Origin of the sequence: Microbacterium sp. NPDC007973, assembly GCF_042958465.1 — a bacterium.
GTDB classification, from domain to species: Bacteria; Actinomycetota; Actinomycetes; order Actinomycetales; family Microbacteriaceae; genus Microbacterium; species Microbacterium galbum.
The window spans coordinates 534,354-559,163 of record NZ_JBIBJJ010000002.1 but is presented as its reverse complement, the minus strand read 5'-3'; the positions used below and the strand labels follow the sequence as shown (position 1 = coordinate 559,163).

General features: G+C 70.7%; 25 protein-coding genes. 9 read left to right on the top strand and 16 right to left on the bottom strand.

The genetic code is table 11. The features are described 5' to 3' along the window. Positions 1 to 37: 37 nt before the first annotated feature. From ACFZA2_RS07790 to ACFZA2_RS07780, 3 genes are all read left to right on the top strand, one after another. Positions 38 to 400 carry an ArsR/SmtB family transcription factor gene (locus ACFZA2_RS07790; RefSeq protein ID WP_391402842.1) on the top strand — a complete coding sequence of 121 codons (363 nt, stop codon included), beginning with the start codon at positions 38 to 40 and terminating at the stop codon, positions 398 to 400. Beyond that, on the top strand, positions 397 to 1,494 hold the full coding sequence (locus ACFZA2_RS07785) for a cation diffusion facilitator family transporter (RefSeq protein ID WP_391402839.1): 1,098 nt from the start codon (positions 397 to 399) through the stop codon (positions 1,492 to 1,494). The genes ACFZA2_RS07790 and ACFZA2_RS07785 overlap by 4 nt, the downstream gene beginning before the upstream one ends. A gap of 110 nt (positions 1,495 to 1,604) precedes the next feature. Further along, positions 1,605 to 2,819: an amidohydrolase gene (locus ACFZA2_RS07780; protein WP_391402836.1), complete on the top strand. Its 1,215-nt coding sequence runs from the start codon at positions 1,605 to 1,607 to the stop codon at positions 2,817 to 2,819. 117 nt (positions 2,820 to 2,936) lie between these two features. Here the strand turns inward: ACFZA2_RS07780 and hisD (ACFZA2_RS07775) are convergent, their stop codons facing one another. After that, the gene (hisD, locus tag ACFZA2_RS07775; protein WP_391402833.1) at positions 2,937 to 4,256 is read right to left on the bottom strand and encodes a histidinol dehydrogenase; all 1,320 of its coding nucleotides are present in this window, start codon (positions 4,254 to 4,256) and stop codon (positions 2,937 to 2,939) included. A 78-nt stretch (positions 4,257 to 4,334) separates the two neighbouring features. On the opposite strand from hisD (ACFZA2_RS07775), the gene ACFZA2_RS07770 reads away from it, so the two are divergent. Next, positions 4,335 to 5,249, top strand: coding sequence for a LysR family transcriptional regulator (locus tag ACFZA2_RS07770; RefSeq protein ID WP_315993941.1), 915 nt, complete (start codon positions 4,335 to 4,337; stop codon positions 5,247 to 5,249). 57 nt (positions 5,250 to 5,306) lie between these two features. On the opposite strand, the gene ACFZA2_RS07765 is transcribed toward ACFZA2_RS07770, so the two are convergent. The 4 genes from ACFZA2_RS07765 to ACFZA2_RS07750 form a co-directional block, all read right to left on the bottom strand. Continuing rightward, on the bottom strand, positions 5,307 to 6,227 hold the full coding sequence (locus ACFZA2_RS07765) for a nitrilase-related carbon-nitrogen hydrolase (protein WP_391402831.1): 921 nt from the start codon (positions 6,225 to 6,227) through the stop codon (positions 5,307 to 5,309). Beyond that, positions 6,119 to 7,285 carry a cupin domain-containing protein gene (locus ACFZA2_RS07760; protein ID WP_315993942.1) on the bottom strand — a complete coding sequence of 389 codons (1,167 nt, stop codon included), beginning with the start codon at positions 7,283 to 7,285 and terminating at the stop codon, positions 6,119 to 6,121. Before ACFZA2_RS07760 ends, ACFZA2_RS07765 begins: the two co-directional genes overlap by 109 nt. Positions 7,286 to 7,304: 19 nt before the next feature. Beyond that, positions 7,305 to 8,285, bottom strand: coding sequence for an ester cyclase (locus ACFZA2_RS07755; protein WP_315993943.1), 981 nt, complete (start codon positions 8,283 to 8,285; stop codon positions 7,305 to 7,307). A 126-nt stretch (positions 8,286 to 8,411) separates the two neighbouring features. After that, positions 8,412 to 9,410, bottom strand: coding sequence for a LacI family DNA-binding transcriptional regulator (locus ACFZA2_RS07750; RefSeq protein ID WP_391402827.1), 999 nt, complete (start codon positions 9,408 to 9,410; stop codon positions 8,412 to 8,414). A 110-nt stretch (positions 9,411 to 9,520) separates the two neighbouring features. Between ACFZA2_RS07750 and hisD (ACFZA2_RS07745) the strand changes: the two genes are divergently transcribed. The 3 genes from hisD (ACFZA2_RS07745) to ACFZA2_RS07735 are packed head-to-tail and all read left to right on the top strand — an operon-like array spanning position 9,521 to position 12,347. Then, positions 9,521 to 10,837 (top strand): histidinol dehydrogenase, encoded by a 1,317-nt coding sequence (gene hisD, locus ACFZA2_RS07745; RefSeq protein ID WP_391402824.1) that lies wholly within the window; start codon positions 9,521 to 9,523, stop codon positions 10,835 to 10,837. Further along, positions 10,834 to 11,592 (top strand): SDR family NAD(P)-dependent oxidoreductase, encoded by a 759-nt coding sequence (locus tag ACFZA2_RS07740; RefSeq protein ID WP_391402822.1) that lies wholly within the window; start codon positions 10,834 to 10,836, stop codon positions 11,590 to 11,592. The genes hisD (ACFZA2_RS07745) and ACFZA2_RS07740 overlap by 4 nt, the downstream gene beginning before the upstream one ends. Then, the gene (locus ACFZA2_RS07735) at positions 11,589 to 12,347 is read left to right on the top strand and encodes an HpcH/HpaI aldolase/citrate lyase family protein (RefSeq protein ID WP_391402819.1); all 759 of its coding nucleotides are present in this window, start codon (positions 11,589 to 11,591) and stop codon (positions 12,345 to 12,347) included. Before ACFZA2_RS07740 ends, ACFZA2_RS07735 begins: the two co-directional genes overlap by 4 nt. Here ACFZA2_RS07735 and ACFZA2_RS07730 read toward each other — a convergent pair. From ACFZA2_RS07730 to ACFZA2_RS07700, 7 genes are all read right to left on the bottom strand, one after another. Next, entirely contained in the window at positions 12,307 to 13,047 is a 741-nt protein-coding gene (locus tag ACFZA2_RS07730; RefSeq protein WP_391402816.1) for an alpha/beta fold hydrolase, read from the bottom strand. The two genes, ACFZA2_RS07735 and ACFZA2_RS07730, sit on opposite strands and share 41 nt — an antisense overlap. A 2-nt stretch (positions 13,048 to 13,049) precedes the next feature. Continuing rightward, positions 13,050 to 13,949 carry a carbohydrate ABC transporter permease gene (locus ACFZA2_RS07725; RefSeq protein WP_315993949.1) on the bottom strand — a complete coding sequence of 300 codons (900 nt, stop codon included), beginning with the start codon at positions 13,947 to 13,949 and terminating at the stop codon, positions 13,050 to 13,052. Beyond that, positions 13,946 to 14,818 carry a carbohydrate ABC transporter permease gene (locus ACFZA2_RS07720; protein ID WP_391402813.1) on the bottom strand — a complete coding sequence of 291 codons (873 nt, stop codon included), beginning with the start codon at positions 14,816 to 14,818 and terminating at the stop codon, positions 13,946 to 13,948. Before ACFZA2_RS07720 ends, ACFZA2_RS07725 begins: the two co-directional genes overlap by 4 nt. Positions 14,819 to 14,909: 91 nt before the next feature. Further along, a complete protein-coding gene (locus ACFZA2_RS07715; RefSeq protein WP_391403412.1) occupies positions 14,910 to 16,013 on the bottom strand; it encodes an ABC transporter substrate-binding protein in 1,104 nt (367 codons plus the stop codon). Positions 16,014 to 16,410: 397 nt separating this feature from the next. Continuing rightward, positions 16,411 to 17,304 (bottom strand): carbohydrate ABC transporter permease, encoded by an 894-nt coding sequence (locus tag ACFZA2_RS07710; protein WP_391402811.1) that lies wholly within the window; start codon positions 17,302 to 17,304, stop codon positions 16,411 to 16,413. Then, positions 17,301 to 18,236: a carbohydrate ABC transporter permease gene (locus tag ACFZA2_RS07705; protein WP_391402808.1), complete on the bottom strand. Its 936-nt coding sequence runs from the start codon at positions 18,234 to 18,236 to the stop codon at positions 17,301 to 17,303. The genes ACFZA2_RS07710 and ACFZA2_RS07705 overlap by 4 nt, the downstream gene beginning before the upstream one ends. Beyond that, the gene (locus ACFZA2_RS07700; protein WP_391402805.1) at positions 18,229 to 19,530 is read right to left on the bottom strand and encodes an ABC transporter substrate-binding protein; all 1,302 of its coding nucleotides are present in this window, start codon (positions 19,528 to 19,530) and stop codon (positions 18,229 to 18,231) included. Before ACFZA2_RS07700 ends, ACFZA2_RS07705 begins: the two co-directional genes overlap by 8 nt. A 189-nt stretch (positions 19,531 to 19,719) precedes the next feature. Here ACFZA2_RS07700 and ACFZA2_RS07695 point away from each other — a divergent pair, with 189 nt between their 5' ends. Continuing rightward, positions 19,720 to 20,592, top strand: a complete 873-nt coding sequence (locus ACFZA2_RS07695; protein WP_391402803.1) for a neutral zinc metallopeptidase — start codon at positions 19,720 to 19,722, stop codon at positions 20,590 to 20,592. A gap of 129 nt (positions 20,593 to 20,721) precedes the next feature. Here ACFZA2_RS07695 and ACFZA2_RS07690 read toward each other — a convergent pair whose 3' ends face one another. The 4 genes from ACFZA2_RS07690 to ACFZA2_RS07675 form a co-directional block, all read right to left on the bottom strand. Then, positions 20,722 to 21,306, bottom strand: coding sequence for a copper resistance protein CopC (locus ACFZA2_RS07690; protein WP_391403409.1), 585 nt, complete (start codon positions 21,304 to 21,306; stop codon positions 20,722 to 20,724). 2 nt (positions 21,307 to 21,308) lie between these two features. Beyond that, the gene (locus ACFZA2_RS07685) at positions 21,309 to 22,055 is read right to left on the bottom strand and encodes a YcnI family protein (RefSeq protein WP_391402800.1); all 747 of its coding nucleotides are present in this window, start codon (positions 22,053 to 22,055) and stop codon (positions 21,309 to 21,311) included. Between the two features lie 66 nt (positions 22,056 to 22,121). Beyond that, on the bottom strand, positions 22,122 to 22,712 hold the full coding sequence (locus ACFZA2_RS07680; protein WP_391402798.1) for a hypothetical protein: 591 nt from the start codon (positions 22,710 to 22,712) through the stop codon (positions 22,122 to 22,124). A gap of 150 nt (positions 22,713 to 22,862) precedes the next feature. Continuing rightward, positions 22,863 to 24,116 (bottom strand): wax ester/triacylglycerol synthase domain-containing protein, encoded by a 1,254-nt coding sequence (locus ACFZA2_RS07675; RefSeq protein ID WP_391402795.1) that lies wholly within the window; start codon positions 24,114 to 24,116, stop codon positions 22,863 to 22,865. Positions 24,117 to 24,184: 68 nt separating this feature from the next. On the opposite strand from ACFZA2_RS07675, the gene ACFZA2_RS07670 reads away from it, so the two are divergent. After that, positions 24,185 to 24,766: a GNAT family N-acetyltransferase gene (locus ACFZA2_RS07670; RefSeq protein WP_391402792.1), complete on the top strand. Its 582-nt coding sequence runs from the start codon at positions 24,185 to 24,187 to the stop codon at positions 24,764 to 24,766. Positions 24,767 to 24,810: the final 44 nt, after the last annotated feature.

Genomic DNA, 24,810 nt, shown 5'->3' with positions numbered 1-24,810 from the left:
CGGCCTGGGAAGTAGGGACGCGAGCTATTATCTGCGTATGCACGTAGATAAGCAGGTATGCGGACTCGGTCCGGACTCCGAGTACGTCGAGCTCGCGGTGGAGGTGTTCGCCATGCTCGCGGACGCCACGCGGGTGAGGATCATCCTCGCGCTGAAGAACGCCGGCGAGCTGAGCGTGAACACCCTCGCCGAGGCGGTCGACAAGAGCTCGGCGGGCGTCTCGCAACATCTCGCGAAGCTGCGCATGGCGCGAATGGTCTCCACCCGACGCGAGGGGACGACGGTGTACTACCGGCTCACCGACGAGCACGCGTCCGATCTCGTCGTCGATGCCGTGAAGCAGGCCGAACACGTCCTCGGCCAGCCCCCGCACCACGACGCGAAGACCGTTCCCGCATGAGCGGCCCCCGTCGGCCGCACGCGCACGCCCACGACCACCGGCGCGTGGATCACGATGGACACGCCCACGAGCGCGCCACTGAGCACGGGCACGGGCCCAACCACGACCACGGGCACGACCACGGGCCCGGGCACTCGCACCCGCACGGAGGCGTGAAGGGGTTCCTCTACGCCCTCTTCGTGCCGCACACCCACGACTCCGCCGACGCGATCGACGATGCCATGGAGGCCAGCACCGCCGGCATCCGGGCCCTCAAGATCAGTCTGCTCATCCTGCTCGCCACCACCGCGCTGCAAGCGGTCGTCGTCGCCTTCACCGGGTCGATCGCGCTTCTCGCCGACACGATCCACAACTTCGCCGACGCCCTCACCGCGATCCCCCTGTGGATCGCCTTCGTGCTCGGCCGCCGAGCGGCGACGCGGCGCTACACCTACGGATACGGCCGCGCCGAAGACCTGGCGGGCATGTTCATCGTGTTCGTCGTCGCCCTTTCGGCGATCGTCGCGGGCTGGCAGGCGATCGACCGGTTCATCACCCCCCGACCGATCGAGCACCCCTGGTTGCTCGTGGCCGCCGGGCTCATCGGCTTCCTCGGCAACGAGGCCGTGGCGATCTATCGCATCCGCGTCGGGCGGAGGATCGGCTCCGCCGCCCTCGTCGCCGACGGGGTGCACGCGCGACTCGACGGCTTCACCTCGCTGTCGGTGGTGCTCGGCGCGATCGGCGTGCTGCTCGGCTTCCCCCTCGCCGACCCGATCATCGGACTGCTGATCTCCGTGTCGATCATGGTCCTGCTCTGGGGGACGGTGAAGTCCATCGGGGCCCGCCTCATGGATGCCATCGATCCGGCACTCGTCGACCGAGCCGAGCGCTCGCTCGAACGCACGACCGGCGTCGCCGCCGTCCGGGAGGTACGGCTCCGATGGGTCGGGCACCGCCTGACCGGGGCGGCGGTCGTCGACGTCGAGGTCCCCGACCTCGAGAGCGCGAGGCACATCGCCGCGCACGCCGAGGCGCACGTTCGCGAAGCACTCCGGAACCTCGATCGCTTCACGGTGAGTCCCGTGTCGCGGGCGCCACTTCCCCGGCGGTGAGCGTCCAGGACACGCCGCGTCTCAGACGCGCCTCGCGGCGTGCCCTGGCCACTCGACAGAAAGGACGGCCGGGCGGGCGCGGGCGAGTGGTCGCGAACTAGGCTCGATCCATGAGCGTCGACCTCGAAAGCCTCTACACCGATCTGCACGCCCACCCGGAGCTGTCGTTCCAGGAGACGCGGACGGCGGGCGTCATCGCCCGCCACCTCGCCGACCTCGGCCTCGAGGTGGAAGAAGGCGTCGGGCGCACGGGTGTGGTCACCCGGATCGACAACGGCCCGGGCCCCGTCGTCTGGCTGCGCGCCGACATGGACGGTCTCCCCGTCGAGGAGCAGACCGGTCTCGCCTACGCCAGCACCGCCCGCGGCACCGATCCGGCGGGCAACGCCGTTCCGGTCATGCACGCGTGCGGCCACGACATGCACGTGACCGCCCTCATCGGGGCGCTCGAGCGGCTCGTCGCGACGACCGACGAGTGGTCGGGCACCGTCGTGGCGGTGTTCCAGCCCGCCGAGGAGTACGGCGCGGGCTCGCAGGCGATGATCGCCGACGGCGTGCTCGAGCGCTATCCGAAGCCCGACATCGTGCTCGGCCAGCACGTCACGCCGCTGCCCGCGGGTGTCATCGGCGTGCGCCCGGGCACCCAGATGGCGGCATCCGACGGTCTCACCGTGGTGCTCCACGGCCGTGGCGGTCACGGCTCGCGCCCGCACTCCACGATCGATCCGGTCGTCATGGCCGCCGCCACCGTGATGCGCCTGCAGACGGTGGTCTCGCGCGAGGTCGATCCGCGTGACGTCGCCGTCGTGACGGTCGGTTCGATCCACGCGGGCCTGAAGAACAACATCATCCCGGCGGAGGCGAAGCTCGAGCTGAGCCTGCGCTACCCCGACGACGCGGCGCGCGAGCGTGTGATGGGCAAGGTCGAGCGCATCGTCCGCGCCGAGGCGGCGGCATCGGGAGCCGAGAAGGAGCCCACCATCACCACCGACCACTCCCTGCCGCCCACCATCAACGACACGGATGCCACCTCCCGCCTGACGGCCGCGTTCCGTCGGGCGTTCGGCGAGGCCGGCGTCGTCGACCCGGGCATGTTCACCGGGAGCGAGGACGTGTCATGGTTCGCCCGCGACTCGGGCGCGCCGCTAGTGTTCTGGTTCTGGGGCGGGGTGGACCCGCAGAAATTCGCGGATGCCGTGGCCGGCGGCACGATCGAGCGCGACATCCCGACGAACCACTCGCCCTTCTTCGCTCCGGTCATGCAGCCGACGATCGATCGCGGTGTCGAGAACCTCGTCGTCGCGGCGCGGGAGTTCCTGGACTGACGCGGGGGGCCGCGCGAGGGAGGGACCGACCCCGCGAGCGGCTCAGCCCCGGACGGCCGCGTCCCGACCCGGCGTGCGGATACGCGACGGGTCGGGGAGCGGCCGTCCGCCCCGTCCTCACTCCGCGTACGTCGCCAGGCGCATGGTCGCCGTCGCGCTGTGCGCAGCCATGCCCTCGGAGTCGGAGATCGTCTGCACCGCCTCGGCCAGGGCGGGCGTGGCGGCCCGGCTGATCCGCTGGTAGGTGAGCGGTTTGACGAACCGCGACACCGACAGGCCGGCGCTGTGCTTGGCGCCGCCCGCGGTGGGAAGGACGTGGTTGGTCCCCGCCATGCCCTTGTCGGAGTAGGCGACCGTGCTCCAGGGCCCGAGGAAGATCGACCCGTAGTTGCGGAGGTGGTCGTGGTACCAGTCGTCGTCGGTCGTGATCACCTCGAGGTGCTCGGGCGCCAGGTCGTCCATGAGGGCGACCGCCGTCTCGCGGTCGGCCGCGACCGTCACGGTGCCGTAGTCGCGCCACGCGGGACCCGCGATCGGCTCCGTGGCGAGCGTCTCGAGCTGACGTTCGACGGCGGCGATCACGGCCTGCCCGTGCTCGTGCGACGTGGTCACCAGCGCCGCGGGAGAGTTGGGGCCGTGCTCCGCCTGCCCGAGAAGGTCGGCCGCGACGATCTCGGGGTCGGCACTGTCGTCGGAGAGCACGGCGACTTCGGAGGGCCCCGCGAGGAGGTCGATGGCGACGGTGCCGAACAACTGACGCTTCGCCTCGGCGACATAGGCGTTGCCGGCGCCCACCACCATGTCGACGGGGAGGTCGCCGAGCAGGCCGTAGGCCATCGCGGCGAGCGCCTGCACACCGCCGAGCACGAACACGCGGTCGACCCCCGAGAGGTGGGCGGCGTAGACGACGGCGTCGTTCGCGCCGCCATCGGGCTGCGGGGGCGTGCAGGCGATCACCGTCGGCACACCGGCCGCCTTCGCGACCCCGACCGTCATGAACGCGCTCGCGGTGAGAGGGAAGCGCCCCGCGGGCAGGTAGGCGCCGACACGCGACACGGGGACGTAGCGCACGCCCGTGGCGAGTCCCGGGACCAGCTCGGTCTCGAAGTCGGTCAGACGACCGCGCTGTTCGGCGGCGAACGCCTTCGTCCGCTCGGACCCCAGCTCGATCGCCCCGCGGAGATCGGGCGCGAGGCGGTCGCCGCTCGAGGCGATCTGCGCGGTGGTGAGCTCGATGTCGCCGCCCTCGTAGCGGTCGAGTCGACGCGCGTAATCGAGCACGGCATCCATCCCCCGACGACCGATGTCGCTGAGCATGGCCGAGACGGTCTCGATGACGGCCGGGTCGCGCTGAGCGGCGGGGGCGTCGATGAGCGGCGTCTTGAGGTGATGGAAGGAGCCGTCGAGGCGCTTGAGGAGCGCGGGAGTGAATCGCATGAGTCGACGCTAGGTCTCCGATCCACCCCCCACAAGAACGATGGATGCGATGCGAATCATCGGGTTTACCATTAGCTCGTGACCATCACCCAGCTGCGCGCCTTCCTGACCGCTCTGGAACGGGGGTCGTTCACCGCCGCCGCGGTCGAACTCGACTCGACGCAAGCCTCGGTCTCAGAGCTCGTGGCCCGCCTCGAACGCGAGCTCGGCGTGCGGCTGTTCCAACGCGGAGGGCGGCGCCTCGTACCGACCGAGTCGGCCCTCGCGTTGCGGGCGCATGCGGAGCGCGCGGTGGGCGCGATCCATCACGGGGTCGAGGCGATGCGTGCACTCACCGCGCTCGAGTCCGGCACCTGCACCTTCGGCGTGCTGCGCAACGCCGCCTACTACGAGCTGTCGGATCTGCTGCAGCGGTTCCACGAGCAGTATCCCGGGGTGCGGGTGCGGCTGGTGGGCATCAACTCCGCCCTGGTCGCGCGCTCCATCGCCGCGGGCGAGATCGAGGCGGGACTCCTCGTGCTCCCCGTCGACGACGCGGGCCTGTCGATCACCCCGCTCATCCGCGACGAGGTCGTCTACGCCTCGGCTCGCCCCGACGCACCGGCGCACCCGGTGACCCTGGCCGAGGTCGCCGCCGCGAAACTCGTGCTGTACGACGCCTACGCCGGCTGGGACGATCCCACCCGGCGCCAGCTGCGTGAGCGCGCGAGCGCCCAGGGTCTGCTCCTCGAGCCCGCGATCGAAGTCGAGAACGTCGAGACGGCATTGGGTCTGGTGGCCTCCGGGACCGCCGACACGATCGTCTCGCGCTCGATCGCCGAATCGCCGGCGTTCCCCGCCGGCATCCGGATCGCTCCCTTCACCGAACCCCTCTACGACACCATCGCGCTCGCGCGGCGAGAAGGGACGGAACTGTCACCGGCGGCCCGCCGCCTGGCCGACATGGCGCAGGACATGCTGCGCGCGCGTGCGGGACGCAGCGCGGTCGCCTGATGCACCCGCGGGTCCGCGGCTGACGCGCGCCGGCGCGTCCCGCTCCGCGCGGCGGCCTCAGCCGTAGAGCTCGGGGCGCCGGTCGGCGAACAGGTCGTTGAACGGCGGGAGCGACTTGTCGGACGGATGCCGCACACGCAGCGTCGCCACGGCCGAGCCGCCGCCACCCTCCGGCGCCGCCGCGATCCACCCGTCGTCGTCGATGATCGCCGTGCCCCCGGTCCACGCGACACCGCGCTCGACCCCGTGGCGGTCGGCGATCACGGTCGCCAGGCGCGAGGAGCGGGCGGCGGCCATCGCTTGGATCGTCTCGGGGGCGCGCTCCCCCGCGGGCCGGTCGACCAGGGGCCAGTTCACCGGGAGCGCGAGCACCTCCGCCCCGGCGAGGGCGAGGCGCCGCGGGACCTCGGGGAACTCGTTGTCGTAGCAGATGGCCACCCCGATCCGACCGACGGGCGTCTCCACGACGGCGCCGGCGGTGTCCCCCGGCGCGAAGAACATCGACTCCTCGCCCCAGAGGTGCGATTTGCGATAGTCGCCGAGCCGGGCGTCGCGCGAGAGCATCGCCGCGGTGTTGAACAGCCGGGGTCCGGCATCCTCGGCGTAGCCGATGACCGCGACCGCCCCCTCGGGCAGCTCCCGCGCGATCGCCTCCCAGCGGGGATCGTCGCGGGCGACGGCCGCGGACCGGGCCTCCGCGACGTCGGCGAAGACGTACCCGCTGAGGGCGAGCTCGGGCACGACGATCAGTCGCGCACCGGCATGAGCTGCGTCGGCGACGGCGGCGCGCACCGCCTCGAGGTTGGTCGCGACCTCCCCCACGACGATGCGGGGGGAGGTCGCGGCGACGACGAGCTCCCGAGGGGAGATCAGTCGTCCTCGGTCGCGGTCACCATCACGCCGACGGGCGCGAGGTAGCCGTTGGGGTCGAGCATCCAGTCGGCGTCGCGGGCTGCGTCCACGACCTCGGGGGCCCATTCGAGGTACACCCGGTCGTCTCCCGAGTTGACCACGAGCAGCTCTCCGGCGCCGCTGTCGCCGGCTTCGATGCACCGGAAGGCGCGCCAGGCGCCCGCGGGCACCGAGAACGAGTCCGAGGGGTCCAGCTCGACCGTCGTGGAGGGGTCGCCGTTCAGCGTGACCGCCCAGCGTCCGCTCTTGACCAGCAGCGCCTGGTTCTTGTCGTGACGGTGGCGCAGGATGCCCTCGTCCTCGGCGGCACGGACCCAGGCCATGTTGAAGGAGTGGGGTTCGTGGATGCGGGGGACCTGACGACGGTCCTCGGTCATGCCGTAGCCGATGGCGAGGCTCAGTTCTGCGGCACCGCCCGGCAGGCTCGCGCACAGGAGGGCGTTGGCGCTGTAGACGCGGTCGCCGGGCTGGACGACCCGCTCACGCATCTGCTCGACCGAGAACGGGGTCAGCTCGTCGATGTACCGCTGCTGAATGGGCTTGATGAGCGCCACGTCCTGGGGCAGTTCGTCACCGGCGACGGTGTCGATGAGCTGGTTGTCGGCGGTGAGATAGAGACCGTACGACTCCGCCTCCTTCAGCACGGACGGCCCCCAGATGATGCCCCCCGTCACGTCGCGCCCGAGGACGGTCCACAGGATGCCGTCGTCCGGCCCCTCGTTCGTGAAACCGCGGAAGATCCAGGTCGGGATCGAGATGATGTCGCCGTCGGTGCTGACGTACTCGCCCTGCTTGCCGTCGATCCCCCAGCGCAGGCGGAATTCGCCGCCGAGGTTGACGAACACCTCCGCCGTGAAGTGAAGGTGCAGGTTGTTCGAGATGCCGTTCGGCATCCCCGCGGCTCCGGTGTTGAAGCCGTGCTCCTCGGTGAGGTTGATGACCTGCCCCGCGTTCTGCGAGACGCCGCCGCCAATGAAGGCGTAGTTCGACTTGCGGTCGGACCCGGGGGTGCGACAGTCGATGAAGGCCGCGTTGTGCGGGGCCCAGTCGCTCTTGCGGATCGTTCGCCGCTGGATCTCGGCCCCGTCGACGTCTGTGGAGGGGCTCGCGTGGTCGGTGCTCATGATGTGTTCCTTCGTTGGATCAGTAGATGTTGCCGAGGACGACGGGCTCGTCGCCTCGCATTCCGGCGATCTGCGCGCGCAGCGCGATGTCGTCCCACAGCCGCACTTCCTTCACCAGCGCCCCCTGGTGGAAGGTGAACTGCGAGATCCCCAGGACGTCGACGGGGCGACCGGTGAGGGGGCCGTAGTTCGCGACGCCGTTGTAGTCGCCGACGAACTTCCACGTGACCGCGACGCGCAGACCCGCGTATCGCACGTCGTAGTTGGTCTGGATGTCGCGGATCTCGAACCGCCCGGCCGGGAACGACTCGAGGAACCGCAGCAGCGCGCGCCGGTACCCCTCGGGACGGATGACGAGGCGGTTGCCGACTGTCAGCAGCACCAGGTCACGATGGAAGAACTTCTCGACCTTCTGCAGGTCGCGGTCGTTCCACACCGTCTGGATCATCTCGACGACGCGCTCGACCTCGGGGCGGTAGTCGTCGGGACGGGGCCCCGAGTCGCCCACCGCGATGGGGTCGGCCGGAGCCGGCTCGGTCCAGGTGCCGGTGTAGCCGCGGAACGCCTGCGCACGCGCGAGCTCGTCGAGATCGCTCTGTAGCACGAGGGCGCCGGCGAGGGTGTCGCGAACGACCCACTCCTCGACCATGCGGCCGCGGCGGTACAGGCAGTTGGCGATCGTGCGGCTGTAGTCGGACGACTGCAGGTGCCCCGACAGCACCAGGTGCGAGCTGAGGAACGCATCGTCTCCGCGCGCCTCCCAGATGACGTCCTCCGCCTGTCCGGTGCGGTCGGGGGTCGCCGAGATGCGCATGAGGGTGCCCTCGATGACCTCGTCGCGGGTGGTCGAGGTGCCGTACGCCCCGTGGACGATCGAGTCGGGTTCGTAGTTGTCTCGGATGAAGCTGATGGAACGGTCCACCCAGATCAGATCGGTGACCTCGCGGATGAAGTCATCGGGATCCGCGTACGGCTGGTAGGCGACCGGGTCGAGAGGCACTCGGGGCTCCTTCGTGTGTGGCGCCGAGTCGGCGCGGGCGATGTCGGCAGTGTATGCGTATGCACAACCGCCACGCAAGAGTCCTGCGCGCGCCGGACATCTCGCGCTCGAGTCCGCGACGAAGGGTCAGCGCGTGCCGGCGGCGGCGAGCGTGCGGCGCTCGATGAAGGCCGTCGCGAACTCCACGTGCGCGTACTCCTGCGGGCGCTCCTCGATGCGGCGCACCATGAGGCGTCCCGCCTCGCGCGCCATCTGCACGTAGTCGTAGGCGATGGTTGAGAGCTCGATGATGGGCCAGGATGCCGGCGGCAGGTCGTCGAAACCGATGATCGAGACGCCGTCGGGCACCGGCACACCCGCCCGCCGGGCGGCGTTGAGCGCCCCGTATGCCATCACGTCGTTGCCGCAGAAGATGAGGGTGGGAGCACCCTCGAGCGCCAGCAGCTCCGCGGTCGCGGCGTCGCCCGCGTCGGTGTCGAACGGTCCGTGGCGCACGAGATCGGCGTCCAGTGAGACTCCGCGGTCGGCGAGCGCTGCGCGCAAGGCGCGCTCGCGGGAACGGCCCGTGCTGGTGTTCTGCGGCCCCAGCACCGCCCCGATGCGCCGATGCCCGAGGGCGAGGCCGCGATCGACGGCATCCTGCAATCCGGCGGAGGGGGCGACGACTGTGGCATCCGCGTCGACGAGCGCCGCCGTGCGGTTGAAGTACACGAAGGGCAGACCCCTGTCGCGCAGGCGCAGCGGCACGACCGATTCGACCGTGGTCGTGGCGAGGATGACGCCGTCCAGGCCGTTGGCGATGAGACGCTCCGCCACCGACTCGTCGGTGGTCTCGGTGTGCAGCACCAGTTGATAGCCATGGGTCTCGAGCTCGCGGTGGAGGGGGGCGATGATGTGCGAATAGAACTGGTTGTCGAGGTCGGTCACGAGCAGGCCGATGCGGCGCGTCCGCCCCGACGACAGCGCGCGCCCCGCCTCGCTGGGCACGTATCCGAGGAGCGCGGCGGCGTCGCGGACGCGCTTCTTGGTGTCTTCCGACACGCGGGGGTCGTCGCGCAGAGCGCGGGAGACGGTGGGCTGCGAGACGCCGGCCAGTCGAGCGACGTCTCTGCTCGTGACGGCCATGGATCCCCCCTGGCGACTCAGTGCTGAGGGTCGAAGTCTAGCGAAAGGTTGACCCCGCGTGCATACGCAGTCATGATGTGAGCATACGTATGCAACGAGAGGATGCGAAGATGCCCCTGCACCTGAAGAAGGCGCCCACGAAGTCGTTCACCGACACCGCGCAGAACGACGTCGCCGCCCGGGTGGGAACGATCATCGACGACATCCGCACGCAGGGAGACGACGCGGTGCGCCGGTACGCGGCGCAGTTCGATCGGTGGGAGCAGCCCTTCCGCCTCGACGACGCGCGCGTCGCGGAGATCATGGCCACCCTCGACCCCCAGGTCATCGAGGACATCCGTTTCGTCCAGGAGCAGGTGCGCACGTTCGCGCAGGCACAGCGCGACTCGCTCGTCGACATCGAGGTCGAGACCCTGCCCGGCGTGCACCTCGGACAGAAGCACGTTCCCGTGCGGGCCGCCGGCGCCTACATCCCGGGCGGCAAATACCCCCTCACGGCATCCGCGCACATGACGATCATCACGGCCAAGGTGGCCGGCGTCCCGCGCGTCGTCGCGTGCACCCCGCCGATCCGCGGCGAGATCCCCGCGGCGACGGTCGCGGCGATGAAGCTCGCCGGAGCCGACGAGATCTACATCCTCGGTGGGGTCCAGGCCGTCACGGCCATGGCGGTGGGCACCGAGACGATCGCCCCCGTCAATCTGATCGCCGGACCCGGCAACGCCTACGTCGCCGAGGCGAAGCGGCAGCTGTTCGGCGAGGTGGGCATCGACCTCTTCGCGGGCCCGACCGAGATCCTCATCGTCGCCGACGACGACGCCGATCCGTTCCTGACCGCCGTCGACCTGCTCTCGCAAGCGGAGCACGGGCCCGAATCGCCGGCCGTGCTCATCACGACCTCGCGGACCCTCGGCGAACGCGTGATGGAGCTGGTGGAGGAGATCCTGCCCGGCATGTCCACGCGCGACTACGCCGAGCCCGCGTGGCGCGACTGGGGCCAGGTGATCGTGGTCGACGATCTCGAGGAGGCCTACGCCCTCGCCGACTCGTTCGCCTTCGAGCACGTGCAGATCTTCACGCGCGAGCCCCGCGCCGCGCTCGAGAAGATGCACGACTACGGGGCGCTGTTCCTCGGCGAGAACACCTGCGTCTCTTACGGCGACAAGGTCATCGGCACCAATCACGTGCTTCCGACGCTCGGCGCCGCCCGCTACACCGGCGGCCTCTGGGTGGGCAAGTACCTGCGCACGATCACGTACCAGGAGATCACCGACCCCGCGTCCTCCGCGATGCTCGGCGAGGTCTGCGGCCGCGCTGCGCGCGTCGAGCTCTTCGAGGGCCACGCCCGCTCCGGCGACGCGCGCGCCTGGCGCCACGGCGACGCGACCTTCCCCTGGATCGAGCAGAGCACGGCGGGAGCGCGATGACCGATCTGACCGGGCGCACCGCGCTGGTCACGGGAGGAGGCAGCGGTCTCGGAGCGGCGATCGCCCACGCCCTCTCGACCGCCGGGGCCGACCTCGTCGTCGTGGGGCGCCGGCGCGACGCGCTCGATGCCGTCGTGGATCGGCTGCCGGGATCGGCACGCGCGCTCGTCTGCGACGTCGCCGACGAGCGCTCCGTGGCTCTTCTGAGCGAGGCGCTCGCCGGCACCGAGGTCTCGATCCTCGTCAACAACGCCGGCATCGCGGGCCCGGTGGCCGCCCTCACCGACATCGGCGTCGACGAATGGGACGAGGTCTTCGCGGTCAACGTGCGCGGGACCTTCCTCATGTGCCGCGCGTTCCTGCCCGCAATGGTCGCGCGAGGAGCCGGCGACGTCGTCAACCTCGCCTCCGTCTCGGGCAAGAGGCCCCTCGCGCACCGCACGCCCTACACCGCGTCGAAGATGGCGGTCCTCGGCCTCACGGCTACTCTGGCCTTCGAGGTCGGCCCCGCGGGGGTCAGCGTCAACACGCTGTCGCCGGGGCCGGTCGAGGGAGAGCGCATGGCCCGCAACTTCCGACGCGAAGCCGAGCGCTCGGGCGGCACCGCCGCCGAAGCCGAGGCCGCGTTCGTCTCGCGCGCAGCACTCGGGCGCATGGTGACGGAGGCCGAGGTCGGAGCGGCGGTCGTGGCCATGCTGGCGATGCCGGGCATGTGCGGCGCCGACGTCGACCTCTCCGCGGGGATGATCGCGTGAACCCGCCGGGCCGACCGGTCTCGCTCCGCGCGCGTGCCGAGTCCGGGGAACGGCTCGTCGGTGCACTGCTGCGCATGCCCGCCGAGGAGTTGACCGAGATGCTCGCCGTCGCCGGGTTCGACTTCGTTCTGATCGACGCGGAGCACGGCCCCGCCGACGTCATCCCGCTGCGTCAGCACATCGCGGTCGCGACGATGCACGGCGTGCCCGTGATCGTCCGCGTCGGCGAGGACGACCCCGGCGCGATCCTGCGCGTGCTCGACCAAGGCGCACAGGGCGTGCTGGTGCCGCACATCGACGACGCGGCCGCGGCGGCAGCCGTGGTCGCGGCCGCTCACTACCCGCCCGTCGGCACGCGCGGCTTCGCGACCTACAGCCGGGCCGGACGCTTCGGCGAAACGGCGCCCGAAGACCACCGCGACTGGTACCTGCGCAACACCCTCGTGCTCGGGATGATCGAGTCGCCCGCGGGGGTCTCCGCGGCCGCCGCCATCACCGCCGCGCCCGGCCTCGACGGGATCATGATCGGTCCGGCCGACCTCGCGGCATCCACGGGCCCGGACGACCTCCCCCTCCCCGAGGCGACCGCAGTCGTGAACCGCGCGGTGGCGGCGGCGGGCAAGATGCGCATGGACATCGTCGGCACCCCCGCCGCCGCCGCCGCGGCCTTCGACGACGGAGCGAGGCTCGTGGTCTACAACCTCGCGTCATCGCTCATGACGCACCTCCGCGGCCTTCGCGCGGCAGCGGACTGACATCGTTCCCCGCCGTCGAGCGTGCCCGCCACGCGCGCACGAGGGCGCCGAATTCGGCCGGTCGCTCGAGCGGCACGAGGTGCCCCGTCTCGAGCCGCTCCTGACGCGCACCCGTCAGCGCCGCGGCGATCTCGTCGTGGAAGTCCGGTGGGCACAGCGCGTCGTCCGTCCCCGCGACGACGAGCGTCGGCACGGTGATGGAACGCAGGTGCGGCAGGAGGTCGATGCGGCTCCCCTGCAGGCGCAGCTGCGCTTCGAGCACCCGGGACGGAGTCTCCTCCCCCATGCGTATCGTCCGCTCGACGAGGTCGGGGCGGGTCTCGCGCGCACTCGCCGACAGCAGGACGGGCAGGATGCCGGTTTGCAGTGCGGCGGGCGACTCCCCCGCGGACAGCCGGTCGAGCCACACCGCCCATCCCTCGCGCTGCCGCGGGGTGGGCGCCTTCGCGTTGGCCGCCGTGACGCACAGGCCGACGACGCGCTCGGGCGCGCGCACCGCCAGCGCCATCGCGACGATCGCGCCGAGCGAGAGGCCGCCGACCACGAACCGTCCGGGCAGCGTCCGCAGAAGCCGGTCGAGCTGGGCATCGAGGTCGTCGGCATCCACCGCCGGGGTGAGGGCGTCGTCGAGACCGCACCCCGTCCACAGGTCGGTCGTGCAGTTCATCCCCGCCAGCAGGACGAGGGGCGCAGCCGACACCCTCAGCCCTTGACGGCGCCGTCGCTCAGACCCGCCACGAGGTACTTCTGCGCGATGAAGGCGATGACGACGACGGGGATCGTCAGCAGCATCGACGCCGCGCCCGCCTGCTGGAGCATCGGCAGCGTCTGACCGAGCTGCGTGGCGATGAAGACGGGGACCGTCTTCGATGAGGTGTCGGTGAGCACGAGCGCCGTCAGATACTCCTGGAACGCGAAAAGGAAGACGAAGATGCCGGCGGTCAGGATGCCGGGTCCCATCAGAGGGATCATGACCCGGCGCAGCATGCCGATGCGGGTGCAGCCGTCGATCATGGCCGCCTCGTCCAGCTCACGGGGGATCTCGGCGAAGAAGTTGCGCAGCAGCCAGATCGTGAACGGTTGATTGATCGCGACGAGGGCGATGGCCAGCGCGAAGGTGGTGTCGTAGATCCCGAGCGCGCGGCTGATGTCGTACATCGGCAGCACCACGGCGAAGCGCGGCAGGGCCCGGAAGATCAGGGCCAGCACGAGCAGGAGGGCCGAGATGTAGCTGGGGAACCGCGAGAGCGCATACGCGGCGGGGATGCCGATGACGAGTGCGATCAACGTGGAGATCACCGCCACCGAGAGGGTGTTGACGAGATAGTCGGCGAAGTAGGTCGTCTCCCAGAGGTCGACGAACGCCTTCAGCGTCGGCTCGTAGCCCGACAGGACGGGCGGGTTGGCGAAGGCGACGTCGGTCGGCTTCGTCACCGACAGCGTCATCCAGATGAAGGGGCTGAGCATGAGGAAGCACAGGATGCCGAGCAGCAACCCCGTGACACCTCGGATGCGGCGCCGCGGCCGCGGCCGTCGGTTCTTGCCCTCGATGTCGCCGGTGGTGATCGCCCGCGTGGAGAGCGCTTCGGTGCGGAGGGTCATCGGGCCGCCTTCGCTTCCTTGAAGATGCCCCGGATGAAGGGGATGAGCATGACCAGGATCAGCAGGATGGTCAGGACGTTGATGGCGCTGCCGAGACCGAGCTCTTGTGCGCCGTTGGCGAAGGCCACGGAATAGACGTAGAGCATGATCGACTCGTTGCCGATCGTCTCCGCCTGCGGCGACAACGGGATCAGGGCGTCGAAGATGCGCAGCACATCCATGATCGTGATGAGGCAGACGAAGCCCAGCACCCCGCGGATGGTGGGGATGATGACCTGCAGGTGCGTCTGGAACGCGTTCGCCCCGTCGATACGAGCGGCCTCCCGCAACTCGACCGGCACTCCCTGCAGACCGGCGAGGATGATGAGCATCGCGAACGGCAGCATCTGCCACACGGTGTTCAGGATGACGAGCAGGGCGTTGGGCACCTGATCGGTGAACCAGAGCACCTGCGTTCCGCCGAGGAAGCCGATCAATCGATTGACCACGCCTCCGAAATTGTCGTCGAACAGCCACGAGAAGGCGACGGCGCCGACGAGGTTGGGCAGCACGTACGACACGAGCATGATGCCGAGGACCAGCGGTCGCGACAGGCGGAGGGTGTTGACCGCGATGGCGATCAGATACCCGAAGACGAGCAGGATGGCGGTGGTGACCACCGTCACGGCGATGGTGAAGATGACGGCCCGATGGAACCGCGGATCACTCAGGGCGTCGGTGAAGTTCGCGAGACCGACGAAGGTCCCCGGGACGCCGTACCGGACGTTCTCGAAGCTCCACTGCACGGTACGCAGAAGGGGGAACACGAGCAGAGCGCTCATGATGGCCAGGCTGGGGGCGAACAACACCCAGAACTCGCGTGCTTTCACGGGACGACTCCTCTCAGTGGGGCGCCGGCCCGGTCGTCGTCGACCGGGCCGGGCCCACCTGTTCACCGGTGGATGCGGGCGATGGCGGGCGTCAGCCCGCGATCTTCTCCCCCGCTGCCTGCATCTGCGCCGTCGCCTCGTCGACCGACAGGCCGCCGGCCAGGAACTGCGCCACGATCGGCGTGATCTCGTTGCTGATCGGGGCCAGCACCGGCGAGACCACGGGCGGCATGGCACCCGCGATGGAGTCGTTGGCCGCCTGCCCGTAGGGCGAGTTGTCGGCGGTGACCATGCCCTCGCGAGCGGGGTAGGCCGCCGGGACCGAGGCCTTCGACGCGTCCTCGCTGACGGCGGAGGCCATCATCTCGAACAGCATCTTGTGGTCGAGCTTGGTGTTGAACGGGATCGACCACCCGTCGATCGAGAGGCGGTCGTACAGGTACGGCGCCGACGTCGAGACCTTCGGCGGGGCCGCGAAGCCGAAGTTCTCGGACAGCTTGCTGTTCTCCGACTTGGTCAGATCGCTCATGCGCCCCGAGAACATGATCGACATCGCCGCGGTGTCGTTGTACATCTGCTGCTGCACCTTCGGCTGGTCGAAGGTGGTCACCTGCGGGTCCATGTAGGGCTGCAGGCTCTGCATGGCCTGGAGCGCCTCCTTGGCCTCCGGGGTGTCGAGGGTGACCGTGCCGTTCGCGTCGACGAAGTCGCCGCCGAGCGAGTTCATGACGGCTTGGAAGCTCGTCGTGACGTCGGCGGTAGCGAGCCACGGCAGCGCGATCGGGTACTGCATCTTGCCCGAGGCCTTGATGGCCTCGGCGGCGCTGATCATGTCATCGAAGGTCTGGGGAACCTCGAGGCCGAGCTCGTCGAAGACGTCGGTGCGGTAGGCCATGACGAACATCTGCGCCTGCATGGGCAGGGCGTAGAGCTTGCCGTCGTACGACATGCCCTGACGCATCGACTCGCTGATCGCGTTCAGGTCGTACTTGTCGGCGAATTCGGCGAACAGATCGTCGAGGGGGACGAGCTTGTCGTCGACGGCGAGGCTCGGGATGACGAAGCCGTAGGTCTCGACGATGTCGTAGCTGCCGGTGTCCCCCGACAGGGTGGCCGTGGTCTTCGTGACCTGGCCGCCGAAGTCGATCGGGTCGTGCTTGACCGTGACATCATCTTTGGTGCAGCTGGAGACCATCGTGTCGGTGAACGGATCGATGGCGGAGGAGTTATAGGCGAGCACGTTGACCGTGGTCGCGGATTCGGGGGCGGTGTAGTCGCAGGTGACCTCGGTGGCATTCGCGTTCCCCGTGCGGCTACCCGCGCCGCATCCGGAGAGGGCGAGTGCACCCACGGCCGCGACGGCGGCGAGGGCGATAGCGCGCTTCTTGGTGGATGACATGGCCAAACCGTATACGTATGCATAGCGCTTAGGGAAGCCTAAGGGCGCATATCGGCCGGTAACGGTTGTGTTTCATGAATACGTATAGCAATGGAGCCGGAGAAGCTGGCTTTCGACCGGGCGATGACCCCCGACGGCCATCCGCGACGGATCCTCGCCGCGCGCGCCGAGCCCGCCTCACTCGCCCGATGCCTCACTTGATGCCGCTGCGCGCGAAGCCGGCGACGAAATACCGCTGGAACACGAGGAACACGATCGCGATCGGCACGACGTTCAGCAGCGCGTACGCCATCGTCGCGCCGTAGTCGCTGCCGAACTGCCCCTGCAGGTAGAGCAGGCCGATGGGCAACGTGAACAAGCGGTTCTCGCGAAGTGCGATCAGGGGCCACGCGAAGTCGTTCCACGACGACAGCAGGCTCATGAAGACGAGCACCGCGATCAGCGGCTTCGACAGCGGCAGCACCACGCGGGTGAAGGTCTGCAGATGCCCGGCGCCGTCCAGGCGGGCGGCCTCGATGAGCTCTCGAGGGATGCCGAGCATGAACTGCCGCGCGAGGAACAGCCCGAACGCGGAGGCCGACACGGGCAGGATCACCGCCCAGTAGGTCCCGTAGAGCCCGGCCATCGTGACGATGCGGAACAGCGACACCATGATCACCTGCACGGGCAGCACGAGGGTCGCCAGGGCCAGGAAGAACAGCGTCGTCGACCCGCGGAAGCGCAGCTGCGCGAAGGCGTATCCCGCGAGCAGGCTCGTCGTGACCGAGATGAGCGTGACGACGACGGCGATCGCGACCGAGTTGCCGAACCACGTCGCCACCGGGAACGACGAGAACACCCGCTGGAAGTTCTCGAGGGTGACCTCGCGCGGCCACAGGCGGAGGTCGCGCCCACCCAGCAGTTCGGCGCGCGTGGAGAACGCGACCGCGAGCATCCAGTACAGCGGCGAGACCGCGACGAGGCCGATCACCGCGACGATCGCCGTGCGCACCACGACGCCCCCGCGCCGGGGTCGGGGACGACGGGCGGGCCCGGCGGTCGGCGGGGCCACGGGAGAAGCGGATGCCACCCGCTCGTCGACGCTCACTCCACCACGTCCTTCGTGCGCGAGGCGCGGTACTGCGCGGCGGCGAAGACGAGGGCGAAGACGAACAGCACCATGCCGATCGCCGCCGCGTAGCCCTGGTCGCGCGTGACGAAGCCGGTCTCGTACGCGTAGGTGACGAGGACGCTGGTCGCTCCCCCCGGTCCTCCGCCCGTCAGCACGAAGACGATGTCGAAGACCTGGAACGAGAAGATGACGTTCAGCACCACGAGGAAGAACGACGTCGGCCCCAGCAGCGGCACCGTCACGTTCCGGAAGCGCTGCAGCCGGTTCGCGCCGTCGAGGGTCGCGGCCTCGTACAGGTCGGGCCCGATGCCCTGCAGGCCCGCGAGGTAGATGAGCATGTTGAACCCCGTGCGCCACCACACCGTCGCCAGCACGATGGTCGCGAAGGCCGGGACGGCGTCGGACTGCCAGGTCACCGGCGACAGCCCGATCGCCGTCAGGAGGCGATTCAGGATGCCGGAGTTCTGATCGAACACGAGTACACCGATGAGGGCCGTCGCCACGCCCGAGACCGCCATCGGCAGGATCAGCAGCGACCGCCAGAGCGGGCGGGCGGGGAGGGCCGTGTTGAGCAGCGTCGCGGCGACCAGACCGAACAGCATCGACAGCGGTGTGACGAGGACGGTGAACAGGACGGTGTTGCCGAGGGCCCGCCAGAACAGCGGGTCGCCCACCAGCCGCGCGTAGTTGTCGAGGCCGGCGAAGGTCCCCTCGCCGAATCCGTCGGTGCGTTGCAGGCTCACGACGAACGCACCGACGAGAGGGATGAGCACGAACACGAGCAGCAGCAGGTAGTTCGGCGCGAGGAAGCCGTAGGCAGCGAGCGCCTCGCGTCGGGCGCCGGGGCGGCGCGGACGCGCGGCCCGCCCCGTCATCCCCCGCGGCGCAACGGTCAGGGTGTCAGCCACCGGTCGCCGCCCCGATGCCCGACTGCAGGTTGGTCACGGTGGTCGCGGCATCCTGTGCTCCGGTGAAGGCGAGGTCGAGCTGCTCCTTCAGCACCGGGATGATCGCCGACATCGACGGACTCGCCACCTGGGCGACGTCCTGCGGCTGCACGAGAGCCGCCTGACCGGCGAAGACGGGGGCGAGCTCGGGGCGCACGTCGAATTCGAGCTGATTGTTCAGCAGGTCGGCGCGGGTGGGGAGGAGGGATGCCGCGCGGCAGAAGTCCCGCATCGGATCGGCGTCGGTCACGAATTCGAGGAACGCCGCGGCCAGTTCCGGCTGCGGCGTTCCCGCGGTCGCCACGAGGGCGTTTCCGCCGAAGTCGCTGCCGGCGCGGGCGTTGCGCGGCGCGTAGGTCGCCGTCCATTCGAAGTCGGCGGTGGTGTCGGCATCCGGGATCTGGAAGGCGCCCGACCACACCATCGCGACCGACTGCGAGAACCACGACTCGGCGGCATAGCTCGACGACGAGATGGTGTTGTTCGCGGGCACGTAGTTCTTCGAGAAGAACGAGCTCGAGAACGCGACCGCCTCGCGGGCCGCGTCGGAGTCGATCGCCGGGGTCTTCTGGTCGGACTCGAGGAACGCCCCGTCGGACTGAAACAGGAGGCTGAGCCAGCGCGTGACGCCGTTGCCCTGCCAGTTGTACGCCCATGGCCAGCGGTCGGCGGAGAGTCCCGTGCGCAGCCGGGCGCCGAGGGCGTCGAGCTGCTCCCAGGTCCACGCCTCGTCGGCCGAGGTGGGGATCTCGGACGGGTCGATACCGGCCTGACGGAACAGGTCGAGGTTGACGAGGATCGCCGAGGTGTCGGTGTGGTGCGGGAGGCCGAAGGTGCCCTCGCCGTTCTGCACCGCCGCCCACGCCTGCGGGGTGAACTGCGCCTCGCGGTCGGCGGAGAGCAGGGGCTTCAGGTCGAGCAGCTGCCCGCGGCCGGCGTAGGCGCCGAAGGTGTAGTACGGCACGCGGAAGATGTCGGGCGGATTGCCCGCCTGCAGTTGCGCGTCGATGTTGGTGAACATCTGCTCGTAGGGCACGGCGTTCAGCTCCACCGTCGCGCCCTCGTTCGCGGCCTCGAAGGCGGCGATAGCGGCGCGGAAGCCGGCGAGCTCGGCATCCGTCCCCCACGTGGTGAAGGTGAGCGTGCCCTGACGCTTCTCGGCGGGTGCGGTCTGGACGAAGCCGCAGCCGGCGAGGAGAAGCGGCAGCGCGAGCGCTCCCGATCCGGCGAGGAAGGTACGGCGGGTGACGGTCATGACGGACTCCGATCGTTGGTTCGCAACGAGGAGCGGACGCCGGGGCTGCGCTGCTACTCGCGGGCGACGGTACGCCCCCGGCCGGCGGGCGACGGGGGGTTGCGGAATCGGCGAAGTGCTGCGCGGACGGTCGGGCGGGGAAAGTCCAGCCCCGTGTTGGCGGCCGTCGGCGCGCGTACCGTGAACGCCGTGACGTTCAACGACAATGCCCGCGTCGGCGGGAACTCGGCCAAACGGCGCGGCGGAACGGTCGCGGCCGTCGGCGGCGGCGCGGTGGGACTCGGTGCGATCGTGGTGTTCCTGATCTCGGCGTTCACCGGCACCGACCTGTCGGGGCTCCTCGGCGGCGGCGCCCCCGCCGCGCCCCAGGGCAGCGGAGAGGCGATCGCCAACTGTTCGACGGGACAGGATGCCAACGACGACGACACGTGCCGCCTCGCGGCGGCGACCCTCAGCATCGATCAGTTCTGGCAGGAGCGCCTCGACGGATACCGGGAGCCGCAGCTGATCATCGTCGACCGGGCGACGTCGAGCTCGTGCGGGACGGCGTCGAACGCGACGGGACCGTTCTACTGCCCGCCGGATGAGACCGTGTACGTCGATCCGACGTTCTTCTCCATCCTGCGGGAGCAGTACGACACCACCGCCGGGCCCCTCGCCCAGCTCTACGTGCTCGCCCACGAATACGGCCACCACGTGCAGAACCTCACCGGGGTGATGCAGGAGTACCCGAACAACGGCACGGGCCCCGACAGCAACGGCGTGCGCACCGAGCTGCAGGCCGACTGCTACGCCGGCGCCTGGGTCGCCGCGGCCGGCGAGCAGGTCGATGAGAACGGCACGCCGTATCTGCAGCCCCCGACCGAGCAGCAGATCACCGATGCGCTCTCGGCGGCGGCCGCGGTGGGCGACGATCACATCCAGGCCGAGGCGGGCCAGGTCACCAACCCCGAGAGCTTCACGCACGGCTCCAGCGAGCAGCGGACGCGGTGGTTCGACGCGGGCCGCCAGGGCGGTGTGAACGCCTGCGACACCTTCTCGGTGGCGGGCTCGAGCCTGTAGTCCCGGCCCCGTCGTCCGGCGCCTCACGGCCGCCGTGCCGGCATCCGGATGCCGTCGTCCGCAGGCCTTCACCCCGGTACGAGCCGCCCGCCGCGGACGTGGGCGTCCGACGGCGGGCGGTCCGAGGATTCAGTCCTCGCGGCTGCGGGTGCGGAGGATGATGACGATGAGGATGCCGACGAGCACCACGGCGCCGCCGCCCGCGAGCAGTCCGATGGTGAGGCCGGACATCCCTGCCGGCGACGCCGCATCCGTCTCCGGTGCGGCCTCCCCCGCGCCGACGGCGGCGGCGCAGGGCGACTGCTCCGAGCCGTCGGACGCGCTCTCGCCCGTCCAGGTGAACGGGATGACGCCCGACACCGGATGACCGTCGGACGACACCGCGCGCCACTCGACCTGATAGTCGCCGGGTGCCCCGAGCGCGACGGCGGTCGTCAGGGTGGGACCGGCGAGAGCAGCGCACTCGCTCTCGTAGTGCCGGCCGTCGGGTCCCACCACGATGACGATATTCCCCCCGTCGGCCCCGAGCAGGTTGGCGCTGAAGTCGAGGGTGACCTCCGACAGGCTCGAGACGCTGTCGCCCTCCGCGGGAGACGACGAGACGAGACTGTCGTGCGCGGATGCGGCCGTGGCCCCGCCGAAGGCGGCGGTCATCGCCGCAGCGATCACCGCCGCCCCGGCGAGGGCGCGGCGAAGCGCGGTGCGAGAGCGCATGCTCACGCGCGCTTCGGACGACGCGCGAAGGCGAGGGCGCCGAGAACGGCACCCGCCGCGGCGACCACGAGGGCCGCGATGCTGAGCCCCAGCGCGACGCCCGACGAGGAGTCGCTCGTCGTGGCGCTCGCCTCGCTGGAGTGGTCGTCCGTGTGGGATGCCGCCGTCGTCGACGTCCCGTGGCTGTGCTCCCCGGTCGGCGGAGTGTCGTTGATGTAGAGCACCGGCGCGGGCTCGAGCGTGTCGTCGGCTGCGACCTCGTCGGGCGTCGCCGCCCAGTCCACGACCTCCCCGTCGGAGTAGGTCTGCGTCGCCGGCAGCAGCAGGTGCCCGGTGTCGGGCACCGGTCCGAGCACGGCCGAGAAGATCTGGAACTGGTCCTGGCCGATGCCGACGCCCGGGTCGGCCTGCCAGACGATCTTCAGGGCGGCATCCGAGATGGTGTTGCCGTCGACCTCGACGGGGGCGGGGAGGGCGCCCTTCTCGACCGTGGCGGTCCACCCGGTCACCGGCTCGACGAGCACGGAACTGAGCGGGGTGTCGGTGGGCAGGGTGACCTCGACCTTGACGGTGGATGCCGTCTCGGACTCGGTCGGGACGCGGAAGTTCACCGTGGCGTAGCTGCCCGGCGTCGCGGTGTTCGGGTTGACGGTGACGTGCGCGGATGCCGCGAGCGGCGCGCCGATGGCCAGGACGGCGCCGGCGGCGAGGCCCGCGAGGGTACGACGAAGGATGGTCTTGCGAGACATGGGTGCTGCTTTCTGCGAATGGGCGCGCCGATCAGACGGACGCGCCGCGAAGGAGGGTGTCGGAGGTCACGCCGCGCGCGGCGGACCCCGATGCCTCATCGGCGACAGCACCGTCATCGCCGTCGTCAGCAGCAGGGGTTCGGGTGCCGTGCGGACGGCATCCGTGCGCGCCGCCGGCCCGCGGAACGGGCGCAGCCGCAGAAGCACCGCGACGAAGAAGCGCGCGATCGCCCGCACCGCCCGCTCGCCGCGACCGAGGGCCAGGATCGTGACCGCCGCCGCGAACGCGTGCGCGACCCACATCCAGGGCGAGTGCGCGGCGTGCGCCGGCCCCGTGGCGGCAGCATCCAGCAGAACCGGCGCGGCACCGTGGTGCGACATCGGCCCCGCGCCGCTCCCGCTCAGATCGAGCGTCAGGATGCCGTGGAACAGCGCCTGGCTCAGCACGACCGCGAACGAGAGACGCCACCACGACGCCGTGCGCCCCGCCAGCAGCACGCAGACGGGGGCGGCGAGGCACAGCGCGAGGACGGCGTTGAGTGTGGGAGGGAGCTCCGCCCCGACGGAGGCGTGCGAGACGGTCGCGATGAAGGTGGCGACGGCCGCCGCGGCGACACCGCGGCCCACGCGTTGCGCGCGCCCTGCTCTCGACGACATCCGACCCTCCGCGTCCAGCCTAGGCGGCGCGGCCGGTGCCGGTGCGTGCGGTGTCACGGCATCGAAACGGGTGGTGTCCCGGCATCGGGCGGGGTCGGTACGCGACGCGTGAACGCCGGATGCGGGGCGCATCGCGCGATCGCGGCCACTTCACCCGGCCCCGGCGCGCAGCGCCTCCCATGCGTCGTGCGCGGCGTCCGCGAGCTCGTCGACGTCGGGCACCGCGGCGGGGTCGACGCAGAAGCCGACGCCCAGCCAGCGGTCGTTGGAGATCGCCGCGACGCGCAGCGCGTGGCGGGGGCCCGGCTCCGACGACGTGTAGACGTGTCCGACGCGGCGGCCGGCGACGGCCACCGCGACGCGGGGACCGGGCACGTTCGAGATGGCGAGCGCGAACTCGCGCGGGTCGTCGGCGAGGCCTCGCACGTACGTGCCCAGCCGCCCCGCCGACGCGAGCGCGTGGAACAGCTCGTCGAGCGCCCGGGCGTCGCGCCCTTCCTTGCGCGCGCGCATCTGCGCGCTCAGCAGGTCGAGTCGGCGCAGGTCGTCGGGCTCGTGCAGGTGCAGGCCCACGTCGACGAAGGAGTCGCGATTGCCGGATGCCGCGGCATCCTCCCCCTTCTCGTGCAGGCTCACGGGCACCTGGGCGTTCACGCGCGGCGTGTGGCCGTGGTGGAGGAGCCGTCGGCGCAGCGCCCCCGCGATCACGGCGAGGAGCACGTCGTTGACGGTCGCGTGCGCGGCGCGGGACGCACCGACCGCCCGCGCCTCGGCGAGGGGCACGTCGACGAACGCCAGGGCACGGCGTGCGGTGAGAGGGCGGTCGAACGGCGAATGCGATCCCGGGTGGCCGAGCTCGCGGGCGACGGTCAGCGGCATCCGCTCCCATTCGCTCCAGCGCGTCGGGCGCGCCGCGGGATCGCGGATGCCGACCTCGTGGGCCGGGGCGTCGTGCGGCTCGAAGACCACCGCCTCGAGGAAGCGCACCGCCGTCAGTCCGTCGGCGAGCGCGTGATGCAGGCGCACGGCCACGGCCTCGCGCCCGTCGGCGAGCGGCCCGATGAGGTCGATCGTCCACAACGGCCGCGACCGGTCGAGGGGTTCCGACATGAGCCGCCCGACGACCGCACGCAGGTCCGCCGGGTCGCCCGCGGCGTAGCGGCGGACGTGGTGCGCGACCTCGACCTCGGCCGCGTCGACCCACGCGGGTCCTTCGCCGCCGTCGACCACGACCTGACGGCCGCGCGGGAAGGCACCCAGGCGTTCGGCGACGCTCGCGCGCACGGCCTCGAGGTCGAGGGACGGCCCCGGCTCGAGCACGAGCAGCTTCAGGGCGTGCCCGCGCACCACGTCGGACTCCAGCGCCAGGATGCGCGCGTCCGCCGGCGACAGCGGCTCTCTCATGGGCCCACGGTAGCGCCCGACACGCGCTTTCTCCCTGCGCGTCGGCGGGGAGTGATTACGGTCGATGGATGGACGACCTCCGCGACACCTCCTCCGCGCTCGCCTACGGTGCTGACCTCCTGCGCGGCGAACGCGTCCGCCTGCGGGCGACCACCGACACCGATCTCGACGCTCTCGTGGACTGGTGGCGCCGCGACGACGCGGCGATCCTGCAGCAGGGTGGCGTGCAGCATCGGCCCGTGGCGTCCGTGCGCGAGATGTTCCAGGCGTGGAGCCGGAACGACTCCCCCGGCGGCGCGGGCTACAGCATCGACGACGAGGAGGGGCGCCTCATCGGCCACGCGACGCTGTGGGGAGCAGCTCTGCCCGCGCGCGTGGCGACGTTCGCGATCATGATCGGCCCCGACGCGGTCGGCCGCGGCTACGGCACGGATGCCACCCGCACGATGCTCCGCTACGGCTTCGACGAGCTGGGGCTGCACAAGGTCGAACTGCGGGTCTGGGCCTTCAACACGCGAGCCCTTCGCGCCTACGAGAAGGCCGGATTCGTGCGCGAGGGAGTGCGCCGCGCCGTGGCGTTGCACGGGGGTCGCTTCCACGACGAGGTGCTCATGGGCGTGCTGTCCGAGGAGTTCGCCGCGAACCGCTGACCCCCACGCGGGCCAGCAGGTCCAGGGCCGGAACGCGCTGTGAC